Below are 26,879 nucleotides of genomic sequence, written 5' to 3'. Positions count from 1 at the left end.
ACTAAAAAGTACTATGATTTATACCTTTCCACAGGAAAGGGTTTTCTTTCATGATATCTTTTGAAAAATTAAAACTGAAATATTTTATATTATAAAAAATACTACAATTGAAGCCGAGTCATTTTTCATAAAACACAAATTTTAAATTGAAAATGTTTTCTAATCAAAAATAAGGTTATTCATCCTCTTTAGACTCAACTTCTATTTGTGTTGGAAGAACGCCAAAATAGCTTTTAAAGCATTTGGTAAAATAAGAAGATGTAGAAAAACCTACTGTGTAAGATACTTCACTAATATTTGTATTACCTGCTTGAATAAGCACTTTAGCTTTATGAAGTCTAATATTTCTAATAAACTCATTAGCCGTTTGATTTGTGAGTGCTTTAATTTTACGATATACCTGACTTCTACTTAAATTGAGATGAGAGGCCAATGATTCTACACTAATATCTGAATCTCCTATGTGTTGATTTATATAATTTAATGCTTTCTGAATAAACTCTTTATCCAATGAGGTTGTATTTGCATTGGCTGGTAAATCACTAATTGCACTAAAATATTTATTGAAAATAAGCTGTCTACTCGTAATAAGCTGAGATAAACGGAGCTTTAATAAACGTAGATCAAAAGGTTTGACCATATACGCATCTGCACCAATTTCTATTCCTTCAATTCTATCTTCAATTTTGGCTTTTGCGGTAAGCATCAGCAATGGAATATGACTCGTTTTAATATCTGTTTTTATACATCTGCAAAATTCAAATCCATTCATTTCAGGCATAATAACATCTGTAATAATAACATCTGGAAGTGCTTCTATCGCCATATCGTACCCCTCCTTACCATTGTTAGCTGTAATTACTCTATAATGATTTTTAAGCTCACTTTTAAGATAGTTTCTAAGCTCTATATTATCTTCAACAATTAATACAGAATATTGGTGAATTGAATCCTTTGGTTGATCTTCTTCTGCCTTATTGGTAAGGATATTTGTTTGTAGATACCTCCCATTCGATTTCTTTTGCTCATAAAAGTCAGAATATATTTCATTTTCATTCAAATGTTCTTTCCCTTTAGGAAGTATTATCTTGAAAGTTGTTCCGTCCTCTACTTCACTTGAAACTTCAATTTTACCCTTATGAAGCTCTATAAAGCTTTGTACAACCTCTAAACCAATACCTGTACCTCCATAATAAGTTTTATTCAAACTATTTACTTGATAAAATCTTTCAAACATCTTATCGATTTCTTCCTTAGGAATTCCTATTCCCGTATCGGAAACCACTAATTCTACTGCTTTTGCTTTATAGCTTTCATTTACTAAAGGAAAAGTAACTAATTCATCTTTTGTATATAATGAAACACTAATAGTCCCCCCTTCTGGAGTTGCTTTAAAAGCATTTGAGATAAGATTAAAAATAACTTTTTCAAGCATATCTAGATCTGCCCAAACTAATAAGTCTTTTTCATCCGTGATAAGTTCTAAATCTATATACTTTACATGAGCTTCTTCTTTAAAATAGCTCAATACATCATTTGTTAACCCAACTAAATTAAACTCTCTAGCTTTTAAGGTGATTTTATTAAGCTCAAGTTTCCTAAAATCTAATAACTCATTCACTAGCCTATGTAATCTCGCTGTATTCTTCTGAATAATACGATGTTTACTTTTAACTCCTTCAGGAAGATATAATTTATCATTACTCATTATATCATTTAGTGGGTTCATTATTAGAGTAAGTGGAGTTCTAAACTCATGAGATATATTAGTGAAAAACTGAAACTTCTTTTCATTCAAATCTTTCTCTTGTATACGTTTGTTCTCCTCATATTTAGCTAATTGCTTTGTTCTGATTCTGTTTTGAGTCAATTTATTTAAAAGATATAGACCTATAAAGAACAATGATAAATATCCTATTAAAGCCCATGATGTTTTCCACCATGGTGGTAAGATTGTTATTTTTAACTCTAACGGAGTAGTATTCCAAACACCATCATTATTCGAAGATTTCAATTTAAAAATATAATTCCCAGGATCTAAATTAGTATATGTTGCACTCTTAACACTACCTACATAATTCCAAGTATCTTCATATCCTGCTAAGTAATAAGCATATTCATTTTTTTCAGGTCTTGTATGATTCACTCCTGAATACTCAATAGTAAATACAGATTGCTTGTTGTTAAAAGAAATACTATCTGTTTCTGCAATAACTCTATCTAAAGGCGACTTCTCTTGTGTTGGGAAGACTTTCTTATTAAATATTTTTAATTCTGATAGGTATAAAAAATTCTCGCTTTTATTAATATCTATTTCCCCTGGCTTGAAATAATCAACCCCATCATAACCTCCAAAATAGATTTCCCCTGTTGAGTTTTTATAACTCGCATTCATATTAAAATCATTAGAAAGCAAGCCATCGTTTATAGTGTAATTAGTAAACTCATTAATTTTTGTATCTACTTTTACAATTCCTGAGTTTCCAGAAACCCATATATTCTGATTTTCACACTCAATTATTCCACAAACATTTTCAAGAGTAAGTCCATTTAATTTATTGTACCATATAAAGGTATTGTTTGCTATATCGTATTTACACAAACCTGCTCCTTTTGTTCCAATCCATATATTCTTATCACTACTTTCATACAAAGACAGAATATGATTGGCTGTGGTCACATTGTGATATTTTTCTTCCATTTTACTTTTCATGGAGTTTATCATAAAGTTTCCATTTCCCTTTATTTCTATCTTATATAATCCATTTGTTGTTCCAAGCCATATGTTATCCTTTGAGTCTACCAAAACCTTCCATGCATCACTATAAGAAATCCCAGTTTTTTGAAATTCTGATGTATTGTAATGAGTATATTTACCTGTTTTTGGATTATAGGAATGTAGCCCTTTATGATAAGTAGATATCCATATTATTCCTTTAGAATCTTCATCAAAACTAACTACTACATCAGATTGTAAACCTCCATTTGTTGTTTTAGTAGTAGTATTAATAAAAGTTTTTGTTCCATTTTTTAAAAAGAAAATACCTTTATCCCAACTTCCTGCCCAGATATTCTGTTTACTATCAATAAAAATAGCCTGAATATAGTCACTTGTTAATCCTTTATAGCTACTTTTTAATGATGTATTTATATGTGTATAATTATTCTTCTTTCTATCTATCACATCAATACCACCGCCATCCATTCCTACCCAAAGTTTACCCTGCTTATCTTCTGCTATTGAAGTAACAGAACTGGCTTGTAAAGAATTATGGTTATTATACAAACTTTCTAGTCCTTTAAATTTATCATACAAAGGATCATACACTGCAACTCCTTTATTATAATAACCTAACCATATTTTGTTATCCTTATCTTGATATAAAGACCAAATAGAGCTAGATAATAAACTTTTTTCATCTTTATTACTAGCCTTATAATTGTTTAAAACATTTCCTTGTTGGTCTACATGAAACATTCCATCATTTTCTGTTCCAAATAATAACGTTTCATCTTCTAAGGATTCAATTGAAAAAAAGGGGTTTTCTGAAATCAAATAGTTTTCAATCTCCCTAAAAGAATCGTTATTTATATTATAACTTGCTTTATAAACACCTCTAGATGTTGTACCTGCCCATATATTATTTTTTTCATCAATTATTAATGACTTAACATGGTCTTTAACATAAAACTCTTTAGAAAAAACTGAAGGTTTTAATATGTTTCTTTGTGAATCGTATTCCTGTATTCCCAAGTTTGTCCCTGCATATATTTTACCATCCCTATCAATAGCTATTGCTTCTATGGTGATAGGTGTATCCATATTTAATTTACTGCTTTGGATTTTCTCAATCTCTATCTTATCAATTCGATGCTCCTCTACAGCAATTTTAAATAAACCAGCACCAAAAGTTCCAATAAAAATATTTCCTTCTCCATCTTCAATTAAATTTCTTACAGATATGCTTTTGTTATATTCTGCTTCAAATTTGGTGCTTGGAATTCTTAAAAACTGATCGTTATTTTGATCATAAAGATTTAAACCTTCTTCAGTTCCTACCCAAAATCTATTTTTACTATCTAAAAATGTACAGTAAACAACACTGCTACTAAGAGATGTGGAATCGTTTAAAACATATCTATATGAATCGTAATCTATACCATCATATCTATACAAACCAGCTCCATTTGTACCAATCCACATAAACCCATTGTCATCTTGATTAATATGATAAATTCCTACTTTAGGAATATCCTTCATCATACTCACAAAATTGAACTTCTTATTCGTTTCTTGAGCAAATAAAATGATGTTCATCATTAATCCAATACATGTAAAGAAATAGCCTTTTGTAGACATTTTAGGTTTATATTAATAGGTTTAGTGGTTTATATCAAAAATAACATAAAATATTAAATCTATATTTTTAATAATAATTATTTATAACATACACACTAAAAACATTTAAAAAATACAATAAAGTAATTTTTTAACTTAATTTAATAATCCATAAAATATAGTAGTAGGAATAAAAAAAGCTCCAAGAATACTCTTGAAGCTATCTTTATTTAGTATGTAAAATCTACCTTTAAAATAAGATACAAACAGGAGATGGTGCTTCTATTTCATCAACAAAAGTTAACAGCCCTGTATTGGTATCTCTCTTAAATGATATTATATTATCTGTGTATTGATTGGCCACTAAAAGATAGCTACCATCTGGAGATAAAGAAAAATTACGAGGCCCATCACCACGAACAGATTCATAACCAATAGTATTTAAAGATCCATCTTCATTTACTTTATAAATAACTATAGAATTATGCCCGCGATTTGAAGCATATAAAAACTTTCCATCGGAAGAAATATGAATATCTGCTCCTGTATTTTCTCCTTCAAAATCTTCTGGAAGAGTAGAATATGTATTTTCTACTTTATAATTTCCTTTTTCACCGATTGAAAGAACTGTAATTGTATTATTTAATTCTCCATATACATAAGTCCATTTTCCATTTGGATTAAATGCCATATGTCTAGGTCCAGTCCCATCTTCAAAAGCTAAATTAGGTATAGATTTAGGTTTGATTTTTTTTGAAGCAGCGTCAATTTCAGAAAACCATAACTCATTCGTTCCTAAATCTACTTCTATTACATCGTTTTGAGTTGGCTCTAACCATACAGAATGTGCATGTGGACCATCTTGCCTATCATGAGCACCTTTTCCCTTATGTTGATGTGTGTCTAATAAATCCGTAAGATTCCCATCTTCTTTCAGCTTCAATAATCCTACATTTCCACTCGAATAATTCGCTGTAAGCACAAATCCCTCTTCATTACTTACTACAAAACAAGGATGCATCCCCCCAGAAGGTTTCTTATTTAAAAACTGTAATGAATCTTGTGATATTTTAAACGAAGAAACTGTTCCTTCTGTTAATTCATTTACCGCTAATAAATATTTTTTATCTTCTGAAAAAGTTAAAAAGGAAGGACTTTCTGTTTTCGCTACAAGTTTATCTTTAGCTAATTTCCCGTCTGCCCCTAAGGAGTATCTATAGATTCCTTCACTGGCTCCATCCGTATATGTGCCAACATAAAAGAATGTTTTTTCACTTTCCATAGCTACGCTACTTTCTATATTTACTGATTTTTGAGTATTTTCCTTTTCTTCCTTTTGCTTACATCCTATAATTGATAAGAGCACCAAGGCTGCTACTTGTAGTTTCATTAGTACCAAATTAGATTTTAATGGTTTTAGTGTAGACTTATTGTTATCTTCTACTCTCGAAAGATACAATCTTTAGCTTAATTATTAAGATTTCACTTACAGAAATAATTCTGAGAATCAAGACTCATCTTTGTCTTTAGATTGATTTTTTTGAAGAATCTTACCTGCTAAAAATCCTAAACCAAATGGTAAAAATAATATCACAACAAAAAACAAAACAAAATAAAACAAGACATCATTTAATATATCTTTAAAATGAGTCATTGTATCATTTATGATCTCTTTTGCAATATCCTTTGTTTCAATACTTAATGCTTTACGCTCCCTCAAAATAATACTATCTATTGCTATGCGCTCTCGCTCTATAATTGTGTCTATCGCAATGCGTTCTTCCTTAAAAAACTCTTTAGAACTCTCAATATCCCTGTGCAATCCAAGAAATAAAACTTGCATGTCTGCCCTAAAATCTTTTACAGATTGATCGATCATTTCTGGAGTCGTTTCTGCTGTTGTAACTAGGCGATCTAAGCTCCCATTCATACTATTAAAAACCTGCTGAATACGTGCAGAATCTAACCCCTGCTCTCGCAATAATAACTCCGTACTCCAATTTAGTTGCTTTCCTGTAGATTCCGAAGTATATACCAGTCTATTAGAAAAATTTGTCATCACCTCGGAGAGCGTTCCTACAGTTTGTATAGCGGTACTGTCTGGGATATTTTTTGAATCTAAATATGCATCTCTGATAGATTTATGCCTAAAATTAAGTCCATAAACAGGATTTTCTTCGGCATATTGCGTAACCAGTTCTTTTAAACTATCAAATTCTTTACCATCTAATAAACTATGTGCATTTTTTTCTGCAATAAGGCTATTGTTTCTAGCTACACTAAGAGCATAATACTGCCATTTTCCAAATAGAGGTTTCGCTTTATCGGATTCTAAAAAATTCTGAATCACTAAACTCAAAGCCCAACTATCAATAAGTGCTAATTGTGGCATTGTTTGAAATCCTACTTCTCTATATGATGTAAGTGTATTTAATTTCCATTGATAAGCATTTTTCTGAATTTCAAAATTAGACTCCTCATAAATAATACTATCTGCGGCCCATTCTACCCGTTCAGATGCATCTGCAATAAAACTCTGAGTCATCAATCTAGAGTTTAATTGACGTTTAGACAGTGGCTCTTGTGCACTCTCGATTCTTAGCAATGAACATGACTGAAAAAATGTACAACAAAGGATAATAGAAAAAAAATAGCGTATTAACTTCATACTACTCTGTAATTATGATAGATTCTCTCCTAACTAGCTACAATAAAGATACTTATTTATGTTTAAAAAAATTAAATGCCTATCCGTAAAATAATAGCATTACTATATTTTTAAATGAATTATCATATTTTATTGAAGTATTTCATAGATAATTCAAACAAGAGAGATTATTAAAAAAACTAAATAGGGGAAAACTTCTTAAAATCTACAAAAGGGTAAGATGAAAAGAACTTACCCTTTTGTAGTGAACTAAAAAGCCATTTTATATATACTTATTAAATAAGATGCTAGATCAATCCTACATCAGAGCAAACCTCTAATACTGCCGGCCCTTTCTGGGCAAACAATTCAGACATCGACTCAGTTAATTCTGTCTCTTCTGTTATTCTTTTCCCCCATGCCCCACAACTTCTTGCAAATTCTGCAAAATCGGGATTTACAAGATCAGTCTTCCAAACATCAAAACTACCTGCACGTTGCTCTTTGGAAATTTTCCCTAATTCATTATTATTAATAATAATTAATTTTACGGGCATATCATACTTTACCAACGTTGTGATTTCTGATAAATACTGACATAAGCCACCGTCTCCAGCAACTGCAACAATCGGACGTGTGTTTTCTACAGCTGCAAATGCACCCATTGAAGCTGGAAGAGCAAAACCTATAGACCCTAAATATCCTGACATTAAAAAGGACTGCTTTTTCGTTTCAAAATAGCGCCCAAAAGAATATGCATTATTTCCAACATCAACGGTCATAACTGCATTTTCTGGAGCTTGCTTTGTTAGCTGATCAAAAACAGAAACAGCACTTAATCCCATGCCTCGAGACTCTAGAAGTCTTTTTTGCTTCTCGGCTCTCCATATTCCCCAGCGCTCTGCTATTTCTTCTTTTCTATTAACTTTATTAGCTAAGGCTTCTATCTTATCTCTTAAAAGATCTACTGTTACAGAAATCTCTCCCCAAACAGCTGCCTCCACTTCATGAAATTTACTTAAAGCTAGTGGATCAAAATCTATTTGTATGGTAGGAATTTTTGGAGTAATTCCAGTATGGTTAGAAAATGAAGCTCCTATTACAAGCAATAAATCTGACTCATTCATAAAATAAGAAGCGATTGGAGTACCACTTCTACCAAGTACACCACAACCCAACGGATGGAAATCTGAAATCAATCCTTTACCTTTAAAAGTAGTTAAAACAGGACAGTTTAATTTCTCGGCTAGGGCAATCACCTTATCCAAATGAAAACGTGCTCCATGTCCCACTATAATAGTTGGTCGCTCTGCAGCTTCCATTAATTTCAATGCTTTGTCTAAGCTCTCTTTCGGAGGTGTTATCTGTAGCGGTGTTATTCTATTTTTAGGAGTTTGCGCTTTTAAACTATCACTAGCTTTTAGAGTCTGTACATCATCCGGGAATGTAAGATGTGACACCTCTCTCTTTAAAATTGAATTCTTTACTGCTAATGAAACTAATTCTGAGTGTTTACTATTATGAAGAACGCGATGGTTAAAATCTGCCACAGAACTGAAAGCTTGTACCAAGTCTAACTCTTGAAAGTTCCCTGTTCCAACAACTTGACTCGCCACTTGACCGGTTAATGCCAATATTGGAGCTCGATCCACTTTAGCATCCCACAGTCCAGTGTATAAATTTGTAGCTCCAGGTCCCGCAATAGCGAAACATGCAGCGGGTTTTCCCGTGAGCTTACCATATGCCGAAGCGGCAAAAGAAGCTGCCCCTTCGTGGCGAATTCCATAAAATTTTAATAATCCCTTTTCTTCTTTTCTACGCATAGCATCTGCCAAACCGAGATTAGAATGCCCTACCATTCCAAAAACACTTGTTACTCCCCAGTTTACCATCGTTTCTACCATTACGTCTGTAATTGTAGTCTCATGAGGTGGTTCTTTTTCTAAACCTACATATATCCCATCTTCTTTCTCTTCAACCTCAAAAGTATCAACTCCATCATCAAAACCTCCTGGAGAATTCCCCGTACACGGATGGTAATCCCAACCATGCCAAGGACACCTAAGCCATCCTTTTTCAATACTTCCCTCTCCTAAAGGTCCACCTTGATGCGGACACTTATTATCTAAAGCCGATATTTTTCCTTCAAAGTGAGTCAAACACAAGGTTTTATTGCCAGCAACAACTGTTGCCACTCTTCCTTCTTGCAATTCTTTCTTATTAATAAGAACCCTATGCCAAACCTTTTTATCTTTTTCACTCATCTTAAGTATCTTTTATTTTCAGTGAAATATAGTAAATACTCTTAATAAATAAGATCTTTTTTCGGAATTTATAATCATTATGAAATAACTATTACAATAATTAAAGAGCAATTTTATAAATAGAAAACTTACACCTTAAATCGAAAAGAGATCAGTAATGAAGAGATTTCATTAAAAAAATGAACAATAAAACCAACTATTATAAAAAAACAAAAGGAACCATAGTACGGTTCCTCTTGTTTTCAATTTCTATAATTTTATAATCTAATCAAATAGCTTTATTTAGGCAGTCCATAAGTGTCTACAACATAATCAATATCTTTATCTCCTCTACCACTTAAATTAACCAAAATGGATTTTTGAGGTTGCTCTTTAGCTAGCTTCATTGCATAGGCTACGGCATGAGAACTTTCTAATGCAGGAATAATTCCTTCTAAACGACTCAATTCATAAAAAGCTTCAATAGCCTCTTCGTCATTTATAATATCATACGTAGCAGAGTTCATGTCTTTAAGCATACTATGCTCTGGTCCAACTCCAGGGTAATCGAGTCCACTTGCCACAGAATAAACTGGTGCTGGCTCTCCATTTTCATCTTGTAATGTATAGCATTTAAAACCGTGGATTACAGCAGGTGTACCAAAAGTCATAGTTGCTGCATGTTCTCCTAACTCTAAAGAACGGCCTCCAGGTTCTACTCCATATAGTTTACACTCTTCATCATCCAAGAATGCTGAGAATATTCCCATAGCATTACTTCCTCCTCCAACACAAGCCACTACGTTATCTGGTAATTCTCCTGTCATATCCATAAATTGCTCTCGAGCTTCGATTCCTACAACGCGTTGAAAATCTCTAACCATCATTGGAAAAGGGTGTGGTCCAACTACAGAGCCTATACAATAAATAGTATTTTCAGGGTCTTTAAGATATGCTTCAAAAGCGGAATCTACAGCCTCTTTTAATGTTTTTAAACCATGTGTTACTGAGACCACTTCTGCTCCAAGTATTTTCATCCTCACTACATTTGGGTATTGCTTTTTAATATCAATCTCTCCCATATGTATTTCACACTCCAAACCAAAATAAGCTGCAGCAGTAGCTAAAGCAACTCCATGCTGCCCCGCTCCAGTCTCTGCGATTAGCTTCTTTTTCCCTAAGTGTTTTGCTAACAAAGCTTCCCCCATACAGTGGTTAAGCTTATGCGCTCCTGTGTGATTTAGGTCTTCACGCTTTAAGTATATACGACCTCCATATTTCTCTGATAAACGAGAACAGTAATAAACAGGTGTTGGACGTCCCTGGTAATGTTTACGAATACTACGTAGCTCTTGAATAAAATTGTGCGATTTACTTATTGTGTGGTATGCATCTGCAATCTTCTTCATTTCCACTTCTAATGAAGGTGGAATAAACGACCCTCCATAGTCTTCAAAAAAGCCTTCGCTATCTGGATATTTTTTAAAATAATTACTCATCCTTTATTTTTATAATTACAGTGAAAAGTTAAGACACTTTTTTGATAAGTAAAAAAATAATTAAACGAAAAAATATACTGCTACTCCCTAAAGCGGAACTGTTAACTCGACTACCGTTAAAAATCTAATATCAGATTCTTCTTTTTCTAATTCTAGCTTTTTATTTTTAAAAGTAACGTCTGTAGGTATATAATAAGACAATCCACAAGGAATTTCAGTTAATTCTGCTTTGAAATTCAAAACAAAAGAAGATGTTTCATTTATATTAATGGTATACTCAAATTTTGACTCTCTGGGTATTAACAGAAGAAGGGTATTGTCATACTTTCTAATTGACGCATCTGGTTCAGCATATTCATCAGGTGGAATGTATATAAAATTTGGATATGAAAAGTCAGCATCGACAGTAATATCATCAGGATCTACTGCACCTACATCGATTAGATTTCTACCTTTATCATCCACCAGCTTTATATATAATTCAGGAAATGCAGGATCATAAAGAGAACAATCAATACTATTATAATCGTCATTTGAGCAACTTGAAACTAATATTCCCAATAGAATTAATAAAAACACTTTTCTCATAGCTGCTTTTCTTAATAGACGTGTAGCTTATTAGTTAGTTGCGTTAGGAAATATAAATTTCGGCTTTCGCCACCACTTACATGATGCTAAATATCAGTGCCCTAATAAAAAACATTCACTTAAAACTACTATTAGAAGCATCTAATAATTAAGCCTTAAAAACTAACAGCCTAATTTATTCAACATCAAATAGCGTTGGTCCATCATCATCCTTTGCTTTTGAATCTTCACTTTCATTGTCTAATGCATCCATATCTATAGGATTTTCCTCCTCAGGCTCTTCAAAAGGCAACGGTTCTAGCAAACTAATCTGATTTACTTTCTCTTTGGTCAATTGGTTTCCAATAGCATTAATTCCTTTAATAGAAATAAACTCTTCAACATCAACTTCCAAATTTGGCTTTCTGTCTTTACCACGCTCTTTAGTAAACTCTATATCTGCTAGCGGTCGCCAATCTGTTGAGACAATCTCTAATCTAGAATTTGAATCTTCAGGAATAAAAGATTCTTCTTTTCCTTCTGTTTCGATTAAAAAACGTTTTATATAATACAGTTCCTTTTCTCCATTATAATAAATTGCAGAAACAGGCTTTTCAGGATTCCATTTCTCTAAAACAATCATATTACTTTCAAAATGCATCGTCAACTCAGGAACTACCGTTTTTGCTACTCCATCCTGATTAATAATGAGTAAACGATCCTCCCCTTTAAAAGCTCCTAGTAATTCTCCTCTTCCATCTACATTGAGACGTTGCACTGTGTCATCAAACCAAATCTTTCTAGGCTTTAGAGTAGAAACTCCTTTTTCTTTAAGTTCTATACGTTTTACAGCATATTTACTAACGATATTCCCCTTAGAAGTCCTTCCTTTAATATTTATTCCTGAAAAATCTAAATCCCATTTAAGCTTTTTGATACTTCCTACTTGTCGTAAAAAGACAGTCACTACCTCTGCTTCTCCATTTGGATTAGCTGAAAAATAATGAACAAAAGACCCTGGTTTTCCATTAGTAAGATCGTATTCTTTATCTCTAGTGATACTAGCCACAAAGAATCGTTTTACGTAAGTCGCACCACCTTTTCCATCTTTATAAATAAGGTTATAAATGGTACGTTTATCTTTTTTCTTAAATACAGCGGCGTGGATAATATCTTTTCCTATAAAGGTTTTTGTATCCACTTTTGTAACCATCATTTTACCTGTAGCAGTAAATACAATTATATCGTCAATATCACTACAATCTCCTACATACTCATCTTTCTTTAAGGAAGTCCCTATAAATCCTTCTTTACGATTTACATAGAGTTTTGTATTACGAATAACTACTTTAGAAGCTTCAATATCATCAAAAATACGAATCTCCGTTTTTCGTTCTCTTCCTTTACCGTATGTCGTTTTAAGTTTTGTAAAATAATCAATTGCAAAATCTACAAGATGTTCCAAATGATGTTTTACTTGAGCGATATCCGCTTCTAAAGCATCTATTTTCTGTTGAGCTTTATCTATATCAAACTTCGAAATTCTCTTAATACGAATTTCAGTAAGTCGAACAATATCTTCTTCTGTAATAGCTCTTTTAAGGTGCTTAATATGTGGTTGTAAGCCTTTATCAATTGCTTTTATAACCCCTTCCCAAGTTTCCTCTTCTTCAATATCACGATAGATTCTCTTTTCAATAAATATACGCTCTAAAGAAGCAAAGTGCCACTGCTCTTCTAACTCATGAAGTTGAATTTCGAGCTCTTGTTTTAGTAACTGAAGGGTTTTATCCGTAGAACGCCTAAGCATTTCGGTTACCCCGATAAATAACGGTTTATTATCTTCAATTACACATGCTAAAGGAGAAATAGAACTCTCACATGCTGTAAATGCATATAAGGCATCTATAGTTTTATCTGGAGATATTCCCGGTGGTAGATGCACTAAAATCTCAACATCAGCAGCCGTATTATCTTCAATCTTTTTTATTTTTATTTTCCCCTTATCATTTGCTTTCAGAATAGAATCTATTAAGCTAGAAGTATTCGTACCATAAGGAATCTCACTAATTACAAGAGTATTTTTATCGTACTGAGATATTTTTGCTCGTACTCGGATTTTCCCACCCCTAAGTCCGTCGTTATAATTGGAAACATCCATAATTCCTGCAGTAGGAAAGTCTGGATATAAAGTGAATTTTTTTCCTTTTAAGTGCTTTATAGAACCCTCTATAAGTTCCACAAAATTATGTGGTAAAACTTTTGTAGAAAGACCAACAGCAATCCCCTCTGCCCCTTGCGCTAATAGTAAAGGGAACTTTACAGGAAGATTAATAGGTTCTTTTTTTCTACCATCGTAACTAAGCTGCCAGTCGGTAATTTTGGGACTGTAAACAACTTCCATTCCGAATTTAGAAATCCTAGCTTCTATATAACGAGAGGCAGCAGCGCTATCTCCTGTTAATATATTCCCCCAGTTTCCTTGCGTATCTATTAAAAGGTCTTTCTGACCAATTTGCACCATAGCATCTGCAATACTTGCATCTCCGTGTGGGTGATACTGCATGGTATGCCCAACTATATTTGCCACTTTATTGTAGCGTCCATCGTCTAATTCTTTTAAAGAATGCATAATTCTACGCTGTACAGGCTTAAATCCATCTTCAATAGCTGGCACAGCACGTTCTAAAATTACATACGAAGCATAATCCAGAAACCAGTCTTTGTACATACCACCAACACGCGTAATAGTTTCTTGACTGTTATTATCTTCCGGATTTAATTCTGTATTCTCTTCCATAAAAGGCTAGTAGGGTATTTAATCGCTTTTGTGATATTCTTTTTATATTTTTTAGGATAACGCTGCTCCAAAATCTATTTATTATTCTTCTATAACATCAAGTTCTACTCGAAGGTTATTGATAATAAATTTTTGACGATCAGGAGTATTTTTCCCCATGTAAAATTCTAATAAACTTTCTATAGAGGTAGCTTTATCAAGCATTACTGGGTCTAAACGAATATCATCTCCAATAAAGTGCTGAAACTCGTCTGGAGAAATCTCACCTAAACCTTTAAATCGAGTAATTTCTGGTTTTCCGCTTAATTTTTCAATGGCTTCTTTTCGCTCCTCTTCACTATAACAATAATACGTATCTTTTTTATTACGTACTCTAAATAATGGTGTCTGAAGAATATAAAGATGTCCTTCTTTTATTAATTCTGGAAAAAACTGTAAGAAAAATGTTATTAATAACAATCTAATATGCATCCCATCTACATCGGCATCGGTTGCAATTACAATATTATTATAACGAAGGTCTTCCATAGACTCTTCTATATTTAAAGCTGCTTGTAGTAAATTAAATTCTTCATTTTCGTACACAATCTTCTTAGACATCCCGTAAGTATTTAAGGGCTTTCCTCGTAAACTGAATACTGCCTGTGTATTTACATCTCTAGATTTTGTAATAGATCCAGATGCAGAATCTCCCTCCGTAATAAAAAGGGTAGTCTCTAGCGATCGTTGATTTTTAGTATCTCCTAAATGAACACGGCAATCACGAAGTTTCTTATTATGTAAGCTCGCTTTTTTTGCTCTATCTTTTGCTAATTTTCTAATTCCAGAGAGTTCTTTACGCTCACGTTCCGCTGCAAGAATTTTACGCTGAATTTTATCAGCGACTTCTGGATTCTTATGAAGGAAATTATCAAGTTGCGTTCCTACAAAATCATTAATATATGTTCTTACGGTCGGTAGATCTCCTCCCATATCTGTAGAACCTAATTTTGTTTTTGTCTGACTCTCAAAAACAGGTTCCATTACCTTAATAGAAACGGCTGCGATTACAGATTTTCTAACATCTGAAGAATCGTAGTTTTTTCCGTAGAAATCACGTATTGTTTTTACAATCGCCTCACGGAAAGCTGCTAAATGCGTTCCCCCTTGCGTTGTATTTTGTCCGTTTACAAAAGAATGATATTCTTCACTATACTGAGTTCTACTGTGGGTAATTGCTATCTCTATATCATGGCCACGTAAGTGTATGATAGGATATAACATATCTTCCACATTGTTGGTATCCTCTAATAAATCTTTTAATCCATTTTCTGAATAAAACTTTTCTCCATTAAAAATAATGGTAAGCCCTGGATTAAGATACACATAGTTTCTTACCATTTTCTCTATATATTCATTTCTGAATTTATAGTTTTTAAAAATGGTATCATCAGGAATAAAAGATACTTTTGTTCCTCTACGTCTACTAGTTTCGTCTAATTCCTCTTCATTTACAAGATTCCCTTGTTCAAATTCTGCGGCTCTAGACTTATTATCACGATTGGATTCTACTCTAAAATAATGTGAAAGTGCATTAACGGCTTTTGTACCAACTCCATTTAAACCAACTGATTTTTTAAAAGCTCGAGAATCATACTTACCTCCAGTATTCATTTTAGAAACAACATCTACCACTTTTCCAAGTGGAATTCCACGACCGTAATCGCGAACTATTACTTTATTTCCTTGAATGGATACTTCGATAGTTTTACCCGCGCCCATAACAAATTCATCGATACAGTTATCGAGCACTTCTTTTATAAGGATATAGATACCATCGTCTGCTGAGGAACCGTCACCCAATTTACCAATATACATTCCAGGACGCATACGAATATGTTCCTTCCAGTCTAGGGAACGTATATTATCTTCTGTATACTTAGTAGTTTCTTCCGACATAAAAATATTAGAGAGGGTTTCGTTGCTAATATAATGTTTCGCGCGTTAAAATGAAACCCTCTACGAGTAAAGTAATTAACAAGCTTTAACTGAAAATTGTTAAGAACCTGATTTTTTGTAAGTTGATTTATTTAAAGACACTAGAACTATTCCTACAATAACCAAAACCGTCCCTCCAAACTGAAGCAATGTTAAACTTTCCCCTAAGAAAATAGACGCCAAGATTATAGTAGAAATAGGTCCTAAACCTGCAATGATTGCAAAATTTGATGCCCCTATCTCTTTTATACAATATGAAACTAAATAAGAAGGAATCACGGTTGAAAATATAGCCATTAATATGGCTAACCAATATACATTTTGATGATATCCTAGCAAGGATGTATGCTCTGTTAGCGCGTAGTGAATTACTACACTCAAGCAAGAAATTATCATTGCGTATGATGTAAAACGTACTACTCCAAATTTTGGAATTAACCAATCGCTGCCCGTTAAATAAGACGCGTATGTCAATGCGCTTAAAAATATAAACCCTGCTCCCATTAAAAATTCGGTTCCATCGAGTGCTACTTCATCCCAAAAAGCTACAAGAATCCCTAAATAACTAATTAAAATTGCTATTAACTGAATCTTTGTTATTGGTCGCTTCAAAAATATTCGAGATAATATCAATACAATTGTAGGATATATAAATAAGATAATACGCTCCAAGCTAGCTTTTATATATTGAAGTCCTAAAAAATCAAAATAACTGGCTAAATAATAACCTATAAACCCAAAGAAAACCAACCATAAATAATCTTTCTTGGTATGCTTTACTGTTGATTTTTTAGTAAAAAGAAGTACCAAAATATAAAAAGGTAGTGCGAATAGCATTCTAAACATCAGCAGATTTACAGGGTTTACATTGTATTGATATGCCAATTTTACCATCACTGCTTTCGCAGAAAACAAAACAACGCCAAGAATTCCGATTAATATTACAAAGGGAAGTGCTTTAGATTTTTTCATTTTATAAAACTACTTTTTCTAGATCATCTAAACATTTGGTTTTTTCATTTTTTACGATGGTCAAAATCACTCACTGCAAATAAAATTATATATTTATGATATACAATTCTACCTATGTTACAAAAAGCAAAAGCCATAATTATTATGGGCGTATCAGGATCTGGAAAAACAACTATTGGGAAATTACTTTCTAAAGGAATTAATATTTCCTTTTTTGATGGTGATGATTTTCATCCTGCGTCAAATATTAAAAAAATGTCGGCAGGAATTCCACTAAATGATGACGATCGACTTGGGTGGCTACAGAAAATAAATGAGTTTTGCATTCAGAAAATAAAATCTGACACTAGCTGCATTATTGCTTGTTCTGCTTTAAAAAGCTCCTACCGGAAGGTTTTAAGAAATGACCTCCATGAAAATATAGAGTTTGTATACTTATTGGGCGATTTTAAACTTATAGAAGAGCGACTCGCTAATAGAACCGATCATTTTCTTCCTATTTCTTTACTAAAGTCGCAATTTGACACACTACAGCCTCCAAAAGAAGCCATAACTGTAGATATTGGCGACACCCCCGAAGAGATTGTCGCTGAAATTATTGTGCAATTATCATAAAAAAAGCATCAGGATTTCCCGATGCTTCTTCTAATTAATTGGTTAGTTGAGTATTATATGCTATCGACTTAATATCGTCAGCTTATTTTAATTCGAATTCCGTAGAACCCAGTTCTTTTAAGTTTTGATCGTATACAATAACGCCATACTTTCCTTCTGCAAAGTCGTCTCCTTCTTTATTAATGAAATCACATACATCTAAAACTGTATTTTCATAATAAAAGCTAGATGCTTTACTGTATGTAATACTTGCTGCTTCGTTAATTTCGTCTGCTTCTTTAGCAGCTACAGCACGTTCTCCCATTATATTTCCAGAAGGATCTGTAACTTGAATATAAAATTGCTTAGCTCCAGGCTTTGTAATTTTATTTGCTCCTACTGTATAGCAAATTTTCAATTTATCTGCTCTTCTATTGTTATTTACAGATACAATTTTACCACTATTACGCTCTTTTACAGCTTCAGCAGAAAATTTTGCCAATCCTAAAGATGCTCCTGTTTGTACAACTTTAGAAAGTTGTGTGTTTTGCATAATTAAAGAATCTGTAAACATAGATTGTTGTTGTAAAGCAGTATTTGTACTGTCTCTTTGCATAGCCAACAACGTATTCGAAGCTCTTAATGAATCGTTTTGAACTAATAAAAACTCTCTTTCTTTAGTTAATTGTTGTACTTGTCTTCTGTAACGAGAAAGAGTACTTATATCTGCTTTCATCTGACTTACAGAGTCGATATAAGTAGCAATTTTATTACGAGCTTCTACAAGTTCTGCATTTGCAGATTCACTTTCAGAAATCGCTCTATCGTAATCAGATTTTAAATTATTTAAATCTTCAATAACAAGATTCTTCTCTTTATTTAATTTCTCGTTGGTCTCTTTCTTGCTGTTGTATAAGTTTGCAGTATAAATAAGAGTCCCAATTAAAGCTGCAGCTAGTAGTCCCGCTATAACTTTTAAACCATTATTAGATTTTGTTTCTGTCATAAGTTGTTTTTTAAAAATTTGGTTTAGCAATTTAAGTATTCTTTTTTTTAAATCGCTTCACAAATGTATATACGAATAAAAATTAAAAATAGATCATTTATAGCTATTTTATTGCATTCTATCTCTTTTTTTTTAACATTTACATATATCTAATTTATAGGTACTTTAAAGAGATAATCATTCAATAAAAATAATTTTATGACCGAAAATTTGGTTATTTATGATCTTAAAAAGATAACTCCATACCTCTCTACTAGAAAAGGAGAGGAAAAACTTGGAGAACACATCGGTTTGCTTCATCAAGGTGACTCCTTGGAGGCACAACTTTTAGATTCTGATGCAAAATATGTTTTGTTAGGGATCCCAGAAGATATTGGTGTTATTGGGAACCATGGAAAACCTGGAGCGCGAAATGCCTGGGAAACAGCTCTCCCTTATATCTTAAACATTCAGCATAATCAACATACTAAAGGGAATAAAATATTACTTTTAGGCCACTTAGATTTTTCTGCTGAATTAAAAAAAATCGATGCGCTTAAAGGAGAGAACCAAATTGAAGAAGCTCGTAATATAACAGCTCTTATAGATGTTGAAGTTACCAACATTATCCATAAAATTGTTGCTAGTGGTAAGAAACCAATTGTTATTGGTGGCGGACATAATAATGCTTATGGAATTATAAAAGGCACTTCCTTAGCTATAGGAAAGTCTATAAATAGTTTGAATGTTGATGCTCATACCGATTTTAGAAAAAGAGAAGGGAGACATAGCGGAAATGGATTTTCTTACGCATTTCATGAAGGATTTCTTGAAAATTATTTCATTTTTGGACTTCATGAAAATTATACTTCAAAAAAAATATTTAAGCTTTTAGAAAAAGAACTTCGAATTAAATACAACACATTTGAGGAGTTGTATGTGCGTAAAGAAAGAGGTTTTGACTTTGAAATAAAAGAAGCTATTGATTTTGTTAAAGCTGATAAATTTGGACTTGAAATAGATTTAGATGCTATTGAAGGGATGCCTAGTAGTGCAATTACAAGCTCTGGATTGTCTATAAACACTGTTAGAGAGATGATTTTTAAATGTAAAAAATCTAAAAACATTTCTTATCTACACATTTGTGAAGGTGCTCCAAATTTAGATAATGAAGTTGAAAAAATGAAAGTAGGCAAATCTATAGCCTATTTAGTATCCGATTTTATTAGAAAATAAATGAATATTGATATTATTCCATTTGAGGAAGCTTATGCTCCTCAATTTAAAGCCTTAAATGTTGCTTGGCTAGAGAAATTTTTTGTTGTTGAACCACATGATAAAGAAGTACTTGCTAATTGCAAGAAAAATATAATTGATACAGGCGGCTATATATTTTTTGCTAAAATTGAGGAAACAATAGTTGGTTGTTTTGCCTTTATGAAGATTAAAGACGGAGTATATGAACTTACTAAAATGGCAGTTTCTGCAGCGTTTCAAGGTAAAAAAATAGGTCAGCAATTATTAAAATTCAGTATTAACTTTGCTAAAGAGAAAAACTTTAAAGAAGTACTCCTCTATTCCAACAGAAAACTTGAGAATGCTATTTATTTATATCATAAGTATGGCTTTATAGAAGTGCCATTAGAAAAAAACACACCTTACCAACGTGCAGATATAAAAATGATTTTAGAAGGTTTATAGCGGTTTGTTAATACTTTTTTTTAAAAAAAATAAGCATTAATTACAGTTGTTTTGACTTTCAAAATCGAATAATAAAGTCATTAATTTATTAACTCCAATACCCATACCTCTTCAAAATCTTTCTTACCTTTCAACTCCATATAGTACTCATAGCAATCGCTAATTTCATCACCCTTTACCACATAAACATACTCCCAGTCATTTTTAGGATTAATAAAAGACATGGGGTTATAACCTTTTTCTCTTAAAAAATCCTTCCAGTTATTAGCTAAATCGGAATTAGAAAAAATATTAGTTATCAAGTAATATCCCTTTTCTAGATTTGAAATTTGTAGGGTCTCACGGACTTCTATTTTATCCACTCCAATACCAAGAGAAGCTATTGTATCTTTTACTATACTCACCTCATCATTTACTAAAGCATCTTTAGTGGCTACTTCTATCTGAAATCCTAAAAAGAAAATTAAAAACTTATCTCGCACAGTTTCAAAATCTAACTTTACACTTTCTGTAGATGACGTAATTAACTGATTGTCTTCAAGGTCAAAAGAAGCAATATCTAACCCCAGTGTATTAATGCTATTAGGAATTCGATCCATAGAAATATCACCATTATTAGAAATGGTACTATTAAAAAAGTTGTTTCTTAATCTCTCTTTAGAACTCAATTCTTTAGGTACGGTAGCTGTGGAAGAAGAAATAGAAAGCATGTCTGTTTTCAATCTTTCATCTCCCTCTAATACCCCTAATGATAAATTCGCTTTTCTAATTTCACTTTTCGATGGATTAAAACCTGAAAATTCAATACTATATGATTCTTTTTCAACAGATCGAAAACCATTATAAAGCATAAATTTTTGCAGAGGATCAGCAGGGTTTTCAAAAACAACATATAATAACCAACCCCCAGAACTCCCACCTAAAACGTGTCCTTGAGTTGCTCTCATATTAGCAACGGTATAATTCCCTGAGATTTCTGAATTCGAATTTAAAACTTTTGTTACATCTGCGTAACATAAATAAGGTCGCCCTATACTATCTTTATGATCTTCTAAAACAGTTCCTAAAATGCTATTATAGTTATTACTAGGTCCCTTGAATAATATTGTATTAAAATCTTCTTGTCTTTCTTCTTGAACAATATACTCATAATCTCCCCTTACTTTTTTAATCTTGCCTTCCTCATATTCATATACTGCAGACCAAAACAATCCTGCATAAGCTACTCTAGTATAATTTTTTGGAGAAATTAACATAGCGGTACTAGAGCTAAACGTATTTGGATCCTCATCGATATCAACATACACCATTGAAAGTCGGTCATTTTTTTCAGCATGATACCCCACCTTATTATAGGGTTCTTTAGAATCTAAACTCACGATATTATTTCCAATAGTCTTAGCAGATCCTTTTATAAACATTTCCTTAAATAACCTAAAACCTGACTCCTCTTGAGCAGACATAACATTTACTATTAATAAAATTAACAGTGATAACAGCAGTCTCATTTTGTTGTTTTTTCTGACATTATAAAGATAGTATTAAATATCCATAGTAATATTATTATGGATGTCAAAAAGTGAAATTGTGAAGTTACTATAAACTTAAAATTAGAGAAAAGCATTGTAATTACCTAATAGTTAAATAATCATATTAGAACTGTAGAAACTCACATAAGCAATGGCTTAAAGCATTTTAGAGTTCACTTATCCAACGGAGTATTACAACTCATAATTATTTTGATTCTTTTCTGACAGGGGATTTTACATATTTTTATATTTTTGCGAACGTTAAAAAACGGGATGTGGCGCAGTCCGGTTAGCGTACACGGCTGGGGGCCGTGTGGTCGCAGGTTCAAATCCTGTCATCCCGACAACTAATAAGAAAAACCACCATCAATCAAGATTGACAGTGGTTTTTCTTATCCAAATATTCTAACTAAAAAGTTACATTATTATAACTAACTTTCAGTTAATAAGACTAATTTCTTTTACTCCAAATTTCTTGAATTGGATCACCTTTACTGGATAAACCAGAGTGGTGCCATTTACCATCAATTAATTTATAATTAAACTTCAAACTAATTCCTACTTTAGAATTATCTTTTGAAAAGAATTCGATCGTTTCTGTATACTCCCCATTTATGGTTGTATAAGTTCCTCCTCCAGTCCCCATAAATTGTTTTGTTTCTGTATTATAGGCTATCCATTGAAAACGAGTACCAGATAAAATTTTCATTGTTTTCCTTGGTTTATCAATATCTCGCAACTGTGTTTCCCCGTTTCTTACCCTACCAGACATTAACCAAGCTCCATTTAACACTCCAGGTTTTCCATTATCTATCCTTTTGTATTCTATTTTACTATCAACAATATGAAGAAGGTCTTTAGTTGCGGCTATTTTAATATTAATCTCTTCGCCTACAAGTTCCCCATTATCTGTATTAAATTCTATTAACTCTGTGATAACATCTCCCTTTAGATCCCAAGTTCCCCCGTTAGTGTTTAGAAACTCCCCAGTTGCTGCATCATAGGTTGTTAATGCTTGATAACCGTCAGCAAAAATCCATACACTTCTTAGCTTATCTCCATCTTGAGAAGTAATGGTAGCTTCCCAAGCTCCAATAAGGCTTTGAGCATTAATAGAAAAAGTATAAAAACTACAGATAAGTAACACTATAAATTTTGCCATGATTACATTTTTTAAAAATAAATGTTGATTCCTAAAGATAATATTTATCGAGGAAAAATAATTATTCCCTGTAGATTTTATTGATTGGTAGTTTCAGTTTTCACTAAACCATAGCTCCATTTGCACCTATTACTTGACCAGATATCCATTTAGACTCATCGCTAGCAAGAAACAAAACTACTCGTGCTATATCAATCGGCTCGGCCAGCCTATTAAAAGCATTCATAGCACTTAATTTTTCTATAGTTTCTTTTGATTTCCCGTTTAAAAACAGCTCGGTTGTTGTAGCCCCAGGAGCAATCGCATTAACAGAAATTCCTCTTCCTATTTCTTTTGAAAAAACTTTTGTTATTTGCTCAACTGCTGCTTTAGTAGCGGAATATAACGAATACTTTGGAAACATCAGACTTGCTGTGCTTGATGAAAAGTTAATAATATTTCCATTATCCGCTAGCTTACTATCTGCTTCTTGAAGTGTATTAAAAATACCTCTTACATTAACATCAAAAAGCTTAGAAAACTCATCTTGTGTATGGTCCTTTAGAAATTCATTATACATTATACCAGCGTTATTTATTAACACATCTACTTTTCCATAAGTTTCTATCGTCTTATCGAAGAGTGTAACTACATGCTCTTTTTTACTAACGTCTGCTTGGATCTCCATAGCTTTCCCCCCATTTTTTATAATGGTTTCTACAGTTTCCTTTGCTTCATTTTTACTGTTTGAATGATTTACAATTACTGTTGCTCCATTTTCAGCCAAAAGAATAGCAACTTCTTTTCCTATTCCTTTAGAAGAGCCTGTAACGATGATAACTTTATTTTTAACTCCCATAAGTGTTTATTTTTTATAATTCTGTTTAATTATCTACTTTAAAGAAATTAACTTATTAGCAACTAACTCTAAGTTACTTTCACTTATTTCTGGTGTTTTTGCAAGTGGATATAGTTGAGCTCCTGGTCTGCTAATAAAAGCTCCTCTCCAGCCTGCAGATAATGCTCCCGCAATATCCCATCCATGTGCTGCTACCAATAAACTTTCAGAAGGTTTTACGTCCATTTTTCTTGATGCCCATTCATATGTCTCTCTAAATGGCTTGAACTTACCAACCTCTTCTACACTCAAACGTTGATCAAAGTACGCTGTTAAGTCGGCACTCTCAAATTGTTTTTTTACACCTTCATTAGAAGAATTTGTAAAAGACACTAATTTGTATCCATTTTCCTTTAATTTACTTAACGCCCCTTTTACCTCTGGGTGGGCTGGTAATCCTCGTAATGCTTTTAAAATTATCTCACGAGCATCACTTTCTGATATTTTTATATTGTTATTTGCAGCTACCATTTGAAGAGAGGCTGCTCCAATATTTCCGAAGTGCTCGTATTTACCACTTGCTGAAGTAACTAAAGAATATTGTAACATTGTAGTAAACCACAGAGAAAGTAAATCATCTCTACCATTCAATGCTTCTGCTACAACATTTTTCATTTTTGTCAAATCCAAAAGCGTTTCATTTACATCAAAAAATAAAACTTTTGGTCTTTCTTTTATTATTGGTTCCATGTTGTTTTCTTTTCGTTGTCCTAATATAATATTGGGCATTAAAATTGACGAAGAGCCCATAACTCCTAAGTTTTTAATAAAACTCCTTCTGTTATTTTTCAATTTCCTATATGTTTAGATATAAAATAAGTAAAGGTGCTGACTCTCTTTTGCAACACCTTTACTTATTAAGTTTATTTATTCCAAGCGTACTTCTCAAAACCTTTATCTAAAGGTGTCTCTGCAATATGATTTGTATAATTACTTATTGTTTTTTGAGAAATCCCAAGTATAATTTCTAATAAATGTCTTTGGTTAAAGTCTGCATTGTAAAACGCCTGAATTTCCTCTTTTGAAACATTACCTCTATTCCTTACCATTGATAATGTCATCTTACGTAAAGCCTCCAACTTCTGCATAGGCAATTCAGTTTTATTACGTAATGCTTCTGTTATCTCATCATCCACTTTCATCATCTTTGCAATAGCTGTATGTGCTGGTACACAGTAATGGCATTCGTGTTCCACATTTATAGTTTGCCAAACCACTGTTATTTCATCATTGTTAAAAGATGAATTTACAAACAGCTCATGAATGTTTTGATAAGCTTCTAATAAACCCGGAGCCTCTGCAAGTACCCCATGTAAATTAGGAACAAAACCATTAGATTTATTTGATTGTTCTAATAAAGATTTACTTTTTTCTGGAGCAGTTTCAATTGTATGAATCTGTAAATTTTCTCCTGTGTTTGTTGTATTCATAATTTTAGAATTTATTTATTATTTATATAGCTAACCAATCGGTTAGTTATGGATTAAAAAAAGTTATATATTTTTAAATATGTTTAAAATATAATTATCCAATTGTGATTCTGTAAATACTTTTGAAGCAGATGATAAACCAAACATGGAAATAATTAAATAATCAGCTTGTTGCTCTATCGTTGCGTTATCTTTCGATAGATCTTTTGCCAAAACTGTTGCAAATGTATTTCTTACATCCTCTGTAAAGTCTAATAAAGCACATTTAATCTGGTCATTTGCATGCGCTCCTATTTCATTAGCTGCATTAGTCACTAAACACCCTTTTCTAATTTCACTTTCCTTAGAAAACGTTATAAAATCATAAAAATAAGTTTTGATACTACTAATACCTTCATCGGATGATTTAAGTTTATTGAGTAAACTATTTAATTTAAGCTTATAACAATTTATACTTTTTAAAAACACCCCTTCCTTACTCCCAAAGCTTGAATAAATAGAGAATTTGTTTATTCCCATTTCTTTTTCGAGCATTTGCATAGAGGTTAATTCATAACCATTTTTCCAGAATAAATTCATCGCCTTTTCTATGACTTCTTGCTCGTTATATTTCTTCGTACGCGGCATAAATATTTAATTTCAGTATAAAACTAAACAATCAGTTAGAAACAAAAAAGGATTTAACTTTTATTTATTAATGACCAGCTAATATTCCATTAAAAAAATCAATTATTCCTCAACGCTTTAATCAATTCCTTTTTATTCATTTTTGAACGACCAGAAATACCAACATTCTTAGCTTGATCATATAAGTCATCTTTTGTCCACTCCTCATATAGTTTAGCTTCTCCTCCCCTTTTTCCAGCATTGGGAGAGTTTGCTATTCTTGCAGACTTCTCCTTACTATATCCTTTATCTCGGAGCGCTTCGTATTGATCTTCATTTTTTATTCTTGGATTTGGCATGTTTCAATGATTTTAGAGTTAATTATTCATGTCCTTGTAAATACTCTTGACAAGCTTGAGCACATTTTTTGCATGTTTCAGCACATTCCTTGCAGTGTATCATATCGTGTTTTTCACATTCCTTTTCACATTGCTGACAAACAAAGAAGCAGTAGTTAATTAATCCTGATACTTCTTTAAAATTAGTAGATAGTACTTCTGCAAGAGCGTTGCAAGTTGTAGCACACACGTTATCTAACCTAATGCAATTACTCATATTCATAGATTCATCTAAACAAGCATCAGCACAAGAATTACATGTGGCCACACATTCATACAATACTTTTATTAATTCTTCTTTTTTCATAATCTTAGTTTCGTGGTTACTATTACTTAAAATTACACACCAAAAACCGTAACACAATAACTATCAGTTAGTTTATAATAAGTTTAGCACACTTTATTTATTCTTTAACATCATAAAAAGAGCCTTCAGAATACAAATATTCTGAAGGCTCTTTAAAGTTTTAATTTTGGATTGAGCTCACTGTTAAGCGAGCTCGCACCAAAAAAACTAATCAAAAAAAAACTAATCCAACATTAAATGCAAGAA

The 26,879-nt window shown here is 32.3% G+C and carries 21 protein-coding genes and 1 tRNA gene; 4 read left to right on the top strand and 18 right to left on the bottom strand.

The annotated features are described in order from the left end of the window. Positions 1-175: 175 nt before the first annotated feature. From ACN0TY_RS09740 to ACN0TY_RS09700, 9 genes are all read right to left on the bottom strand, one after another. Positions 176-4,360 carry a two-component regulator propeller domain-containing protein gene (locus ACN0TY_RS09740; RefSeq protein ID WP_417444336.1) on the bottom strand — a complete coding sequence of 1,395 codons (4,185 nt, stop codon included), beginning with the start codon at positions 4,358-4,360 and terminating at the stop codon, positions 176-178. A 229-nt stretch (positions 4,361-4,589) separates the two neighbouring features. Continuing rightward, a complete protein-coding gene (locus ACN0TY_RS09735) occupies positions 4,590-5,729 on the bottom strand; it encodes a lactonase family protein (RefSeq protein WP_417444335.1) in 1,140 nt (379 codons plus the stop codon). 117 nt (positions 5,730-5,846) lie between these two features. Beyond that, entirely contained in the window at positions 5,847-6,884 is a 1,038-nt protein-coding gene (locus tag ACN0TY_RS09730) for a hypothetical protein (protein WP_417444334.1), read from the bottom strand. Between the two features lie 410 nt (positions 6,885-7,294). Further along, complete coding sequence (locus ACN0TY_RS09725) at positions 7,295-9,250, bottom strand: thiamine pyrophosphate-binding protein (protein WP_417444333.1); 1,956 nt, start codon at positions 9,248-9,250, stop codon at positions 7,295-7,297. 278 nt (positions 9,251-9,528) lie between these two features. Beyond that, positions 9,529-10,728: a tryptophan synthase subunit beta gene (trpB, locus tag ACN0TY_RS09720; protein WP_417444332.1), complete on the bottom strand. Its 1,200-nt coding sequence runs from the start codon at positions 10,726-10,728 to the stop codon at positions 9,529-9,531. Between the two features lie 87 nt (positions 10,729-10,815). Beyond that, the gene (locus ACN0TY_RS09715; RefSeq protein WP_417444331.1) at positions 10,816-11,193 is read right to left on the bottom strand and encodes a hypothetical protein; all 378 of its coding nucleotides are present in this window, start codon (positions 11,191-11,193) and stop codon (positions 10,816-10,818) included. 298 nt (positions 11,194-11,491) lie between these two features. Then, the gene (locus tag ACN0TY_RS09710; protein WP_417444330.1) at positions 11,492-14,095 is read right to left on the bottom strand and encodes a DNA gyrase/topoisomerase IV subunit A; all 2,604 of its coding nucleotides are present in this window, start codon (positions 14,093-14,095) and stop codon (positions 11,492-11,494) included. 81 nt (positions 14,096-14,176) lie between these two features. Continuing rightward, on the bottom strand, positions 14,177-16,033 hold the full coding sequence (locus ACN0TY_RS09705; protein WP_236958755.1) for a DNA topoisomerase IV subunit B: 1,857 nt from the start codon (positions 16,031-16,033) through the stop codon (positions 14,177-14,179). A gap of 99 nt (positions 16,034-16,132) precedes the next feature. Next, the gene (locus tag ACN0TY_RS09700) at positions 16,133-17,044 is read right to left on the bottom strand and encodes a DMT family transporter (RefSeq protein ID WP_417444329.1); all 912 of its coding nucleotides are present in this window, start codon (positions 17,042-17,044) and stop codon (positions 16,133-16,135) included. Positions 17,045-17,158: 114 nt separating this feature from the next. On the opposite strand from ACN0TY_RS09700, the gene ACN0TY_RS09695 reads away from it, so the two are divergent. Next, entirely contained in the window at positions 17,159-17,659 is a 501-nt protein-coding gene (locus ACN0TY_RS09695; protein WP_417444328.1) for a gluconokinase, read from the top strand. Positions 17,660-17,741: 82 nt separating this feature from the next. On the opposite strand, the gene ACN0TY_RS09690 is transcribed toward ACN0TY_RS09695, so the two are convergent. Further along, positions 17,742-18,644 carry a hypothetical protein gene (locus ACN0TY_RS09690; RefSeq protein ID WP_236958758.1) on the bottom strand — a complete coding sequence of 301 codons (903 nt, stop codon included), beginning with the start codon at positions 18,642-18,644 and terminating at the stop codon, positions 17,742-17,744. 198 nt (positions 18,645-18,842) lie between these two features. Here ACN0TY_RS09690 and ACN0TY_RS09685 point away from each other — a divergent pair, with 198 nt between their 5' ends. Both ACN0TY_RS09685 and ACN0TY_RS09680 read left to right on the top strand, forming a co-directional pair. Further along, on the top strand, positions 18,843-19,859 hold the full coding sequence (locus tag ACN0TY_RS09685; RefSeq protein WP_417444327.1) for a formimidoylglutamase: 1,017 nt from the start codon (positions 18,843-18,845) through the stop codon (positions 19,857-19,859). Then, positions 19,860-20,324, top strand: a complete 465-nt coding sequence (locus ACN0TY_RS09680) for a GNAT family N-acetyltransferase (protein ID WP_236958760.1) — start codon at positions 19,860-19,862, stop codon at positions 20,322-20,324. Positions 20,325-20,404: 80 nt separating this feature from the next. Here ACN0TY_RS09680 and ACN0TY_RS09675 read toward each other — a convergent pair whose 3' ends face one another. After that, positions 20,405-21,832, bottom strand: coding sequence for a hypothetical protein (locus ACN0TY_RS09675; RefSeq protein WP_417444326.1), 1,428 nt, complete (start codon positions 21,830-21,832; stop codon positions 20,405-20,407). A gap of 290 nt (positions 21,833-22,122) precedes the next feature. Between ACN0TY_RS09675 and ACN0TY_RS09670 the strand changes: the two genes are divergently transcribed. Beyond that, positions 22,123-22,197: transfer RNA gene (locus ACN0TY_RS09670), tRNA-Pro, on the top strand. Positions 22,198-22,304: 107 nt separating this feature from the next. Here ACN0TY_RS09670 and ACN0TY_RS09665 read toward each other — a convergent pair. From ACN0TY_RS09665 to ACN0TY_RS09635, 7 genes are all read right to left on the bottom strand, one after another. Next, positions 22,305-23,015, bottom strand: a complete 711-nt coding sequence (locus tag ACN0TY_RS09665; protein ID WP_417444325.1) for a membrane or secreted protein — start codon at positions 23,013-23,015, stop codon at positions 22,305-22,307. 103 nt (positions 23,016-23,118) lie between these two features. Continuing rightward, complete coding sequence (locus ACN0TY_RS09660) at positions 23,119-23,853, bottom strand: SDR family oxidoreductase (RefSeq protein WP_417444324.1); 735 nt, start codon at positions 23,851-23,853, stop codon at positions 23,119-23,121. Positions 23,854-23,886: 33 nt separating this feature from the next. After that, positions 23,887-24,582 carry a haloacid dehalogenase type II gene (locus ACN0TY_RS09655; protein ID WP_417444323.1) on the bottom strand — a complete coding sequence of 232 codons (696 nt, stop codon included), beginning with the start codon at positions 24,580-24,582 and terminating at the stop codon, positions 23,887-23,889. A gap of 173 nt (positions 24,583-24,755) precedes the next feature. Further along, entirely contained in the window at positions 24,756-25,322 is a 567-nt protein-coding gene (locus ACN0TY_RS09650) for a carboxymuconolactone decarboxylase family protein (RefSeq protein ID WP_417444322.1), read from the bottom strand. Between the two features lie 63 nt (positions 25,323-25,385). After that, positions 25,386-25,949 carry a TetR/AcrR family transcriptional regulator gene (locus ACN0TY_RS09645; protein ID WP_417444321.1) on the bottom strand — a complete coding sequence of 188 codons (564 nt, stop codon included), beginning with the start codon at positions 25,947-25,949 and terminating at the stop codon, positions 25,386-25,388. 98 nt (positions 25,950-26,047) lie between these two features. Continuing rightward, complete coding sequence (locus ACN0TY_RS09640; protein WP_417444320.1) at positions 26,048-26,287, bottom strand: Rho termination factor N-terminal domain-containing protein; 240 nt, start codon at positions 26,285-26,287, stop codon at positions 26,048-26,050. Between the two features lie 22 nt (positions 26,288-26,309). Continuing rightward, on the bottom strand, positions 26,310-26,633 hold the full coding sequence (locus ACN0TY_RS09635; RefSeq protein WP_417444319.1) for a four-helix bundle copper-binding protein: 324 nt from the start codon (positions 26,631-26,633) through the stop codon (positions 26,310-26,312). Positions 26,634-26,879: the final 246 nt, after the last annotated feature.

The organism is Joostella sp. (assembly GCF_048266025.1).
Lineage (GTDB): Bacteria > Bacteroidota > Bacteroidia > Flavobacteriales > Flavobacteriaceae > Galbibacter > Galbibacter atrarenae.
Note: the sequence above shows the minus strand (reverse complement) of the source record. Positions and strands in the feature narration are given on the sequence as shown.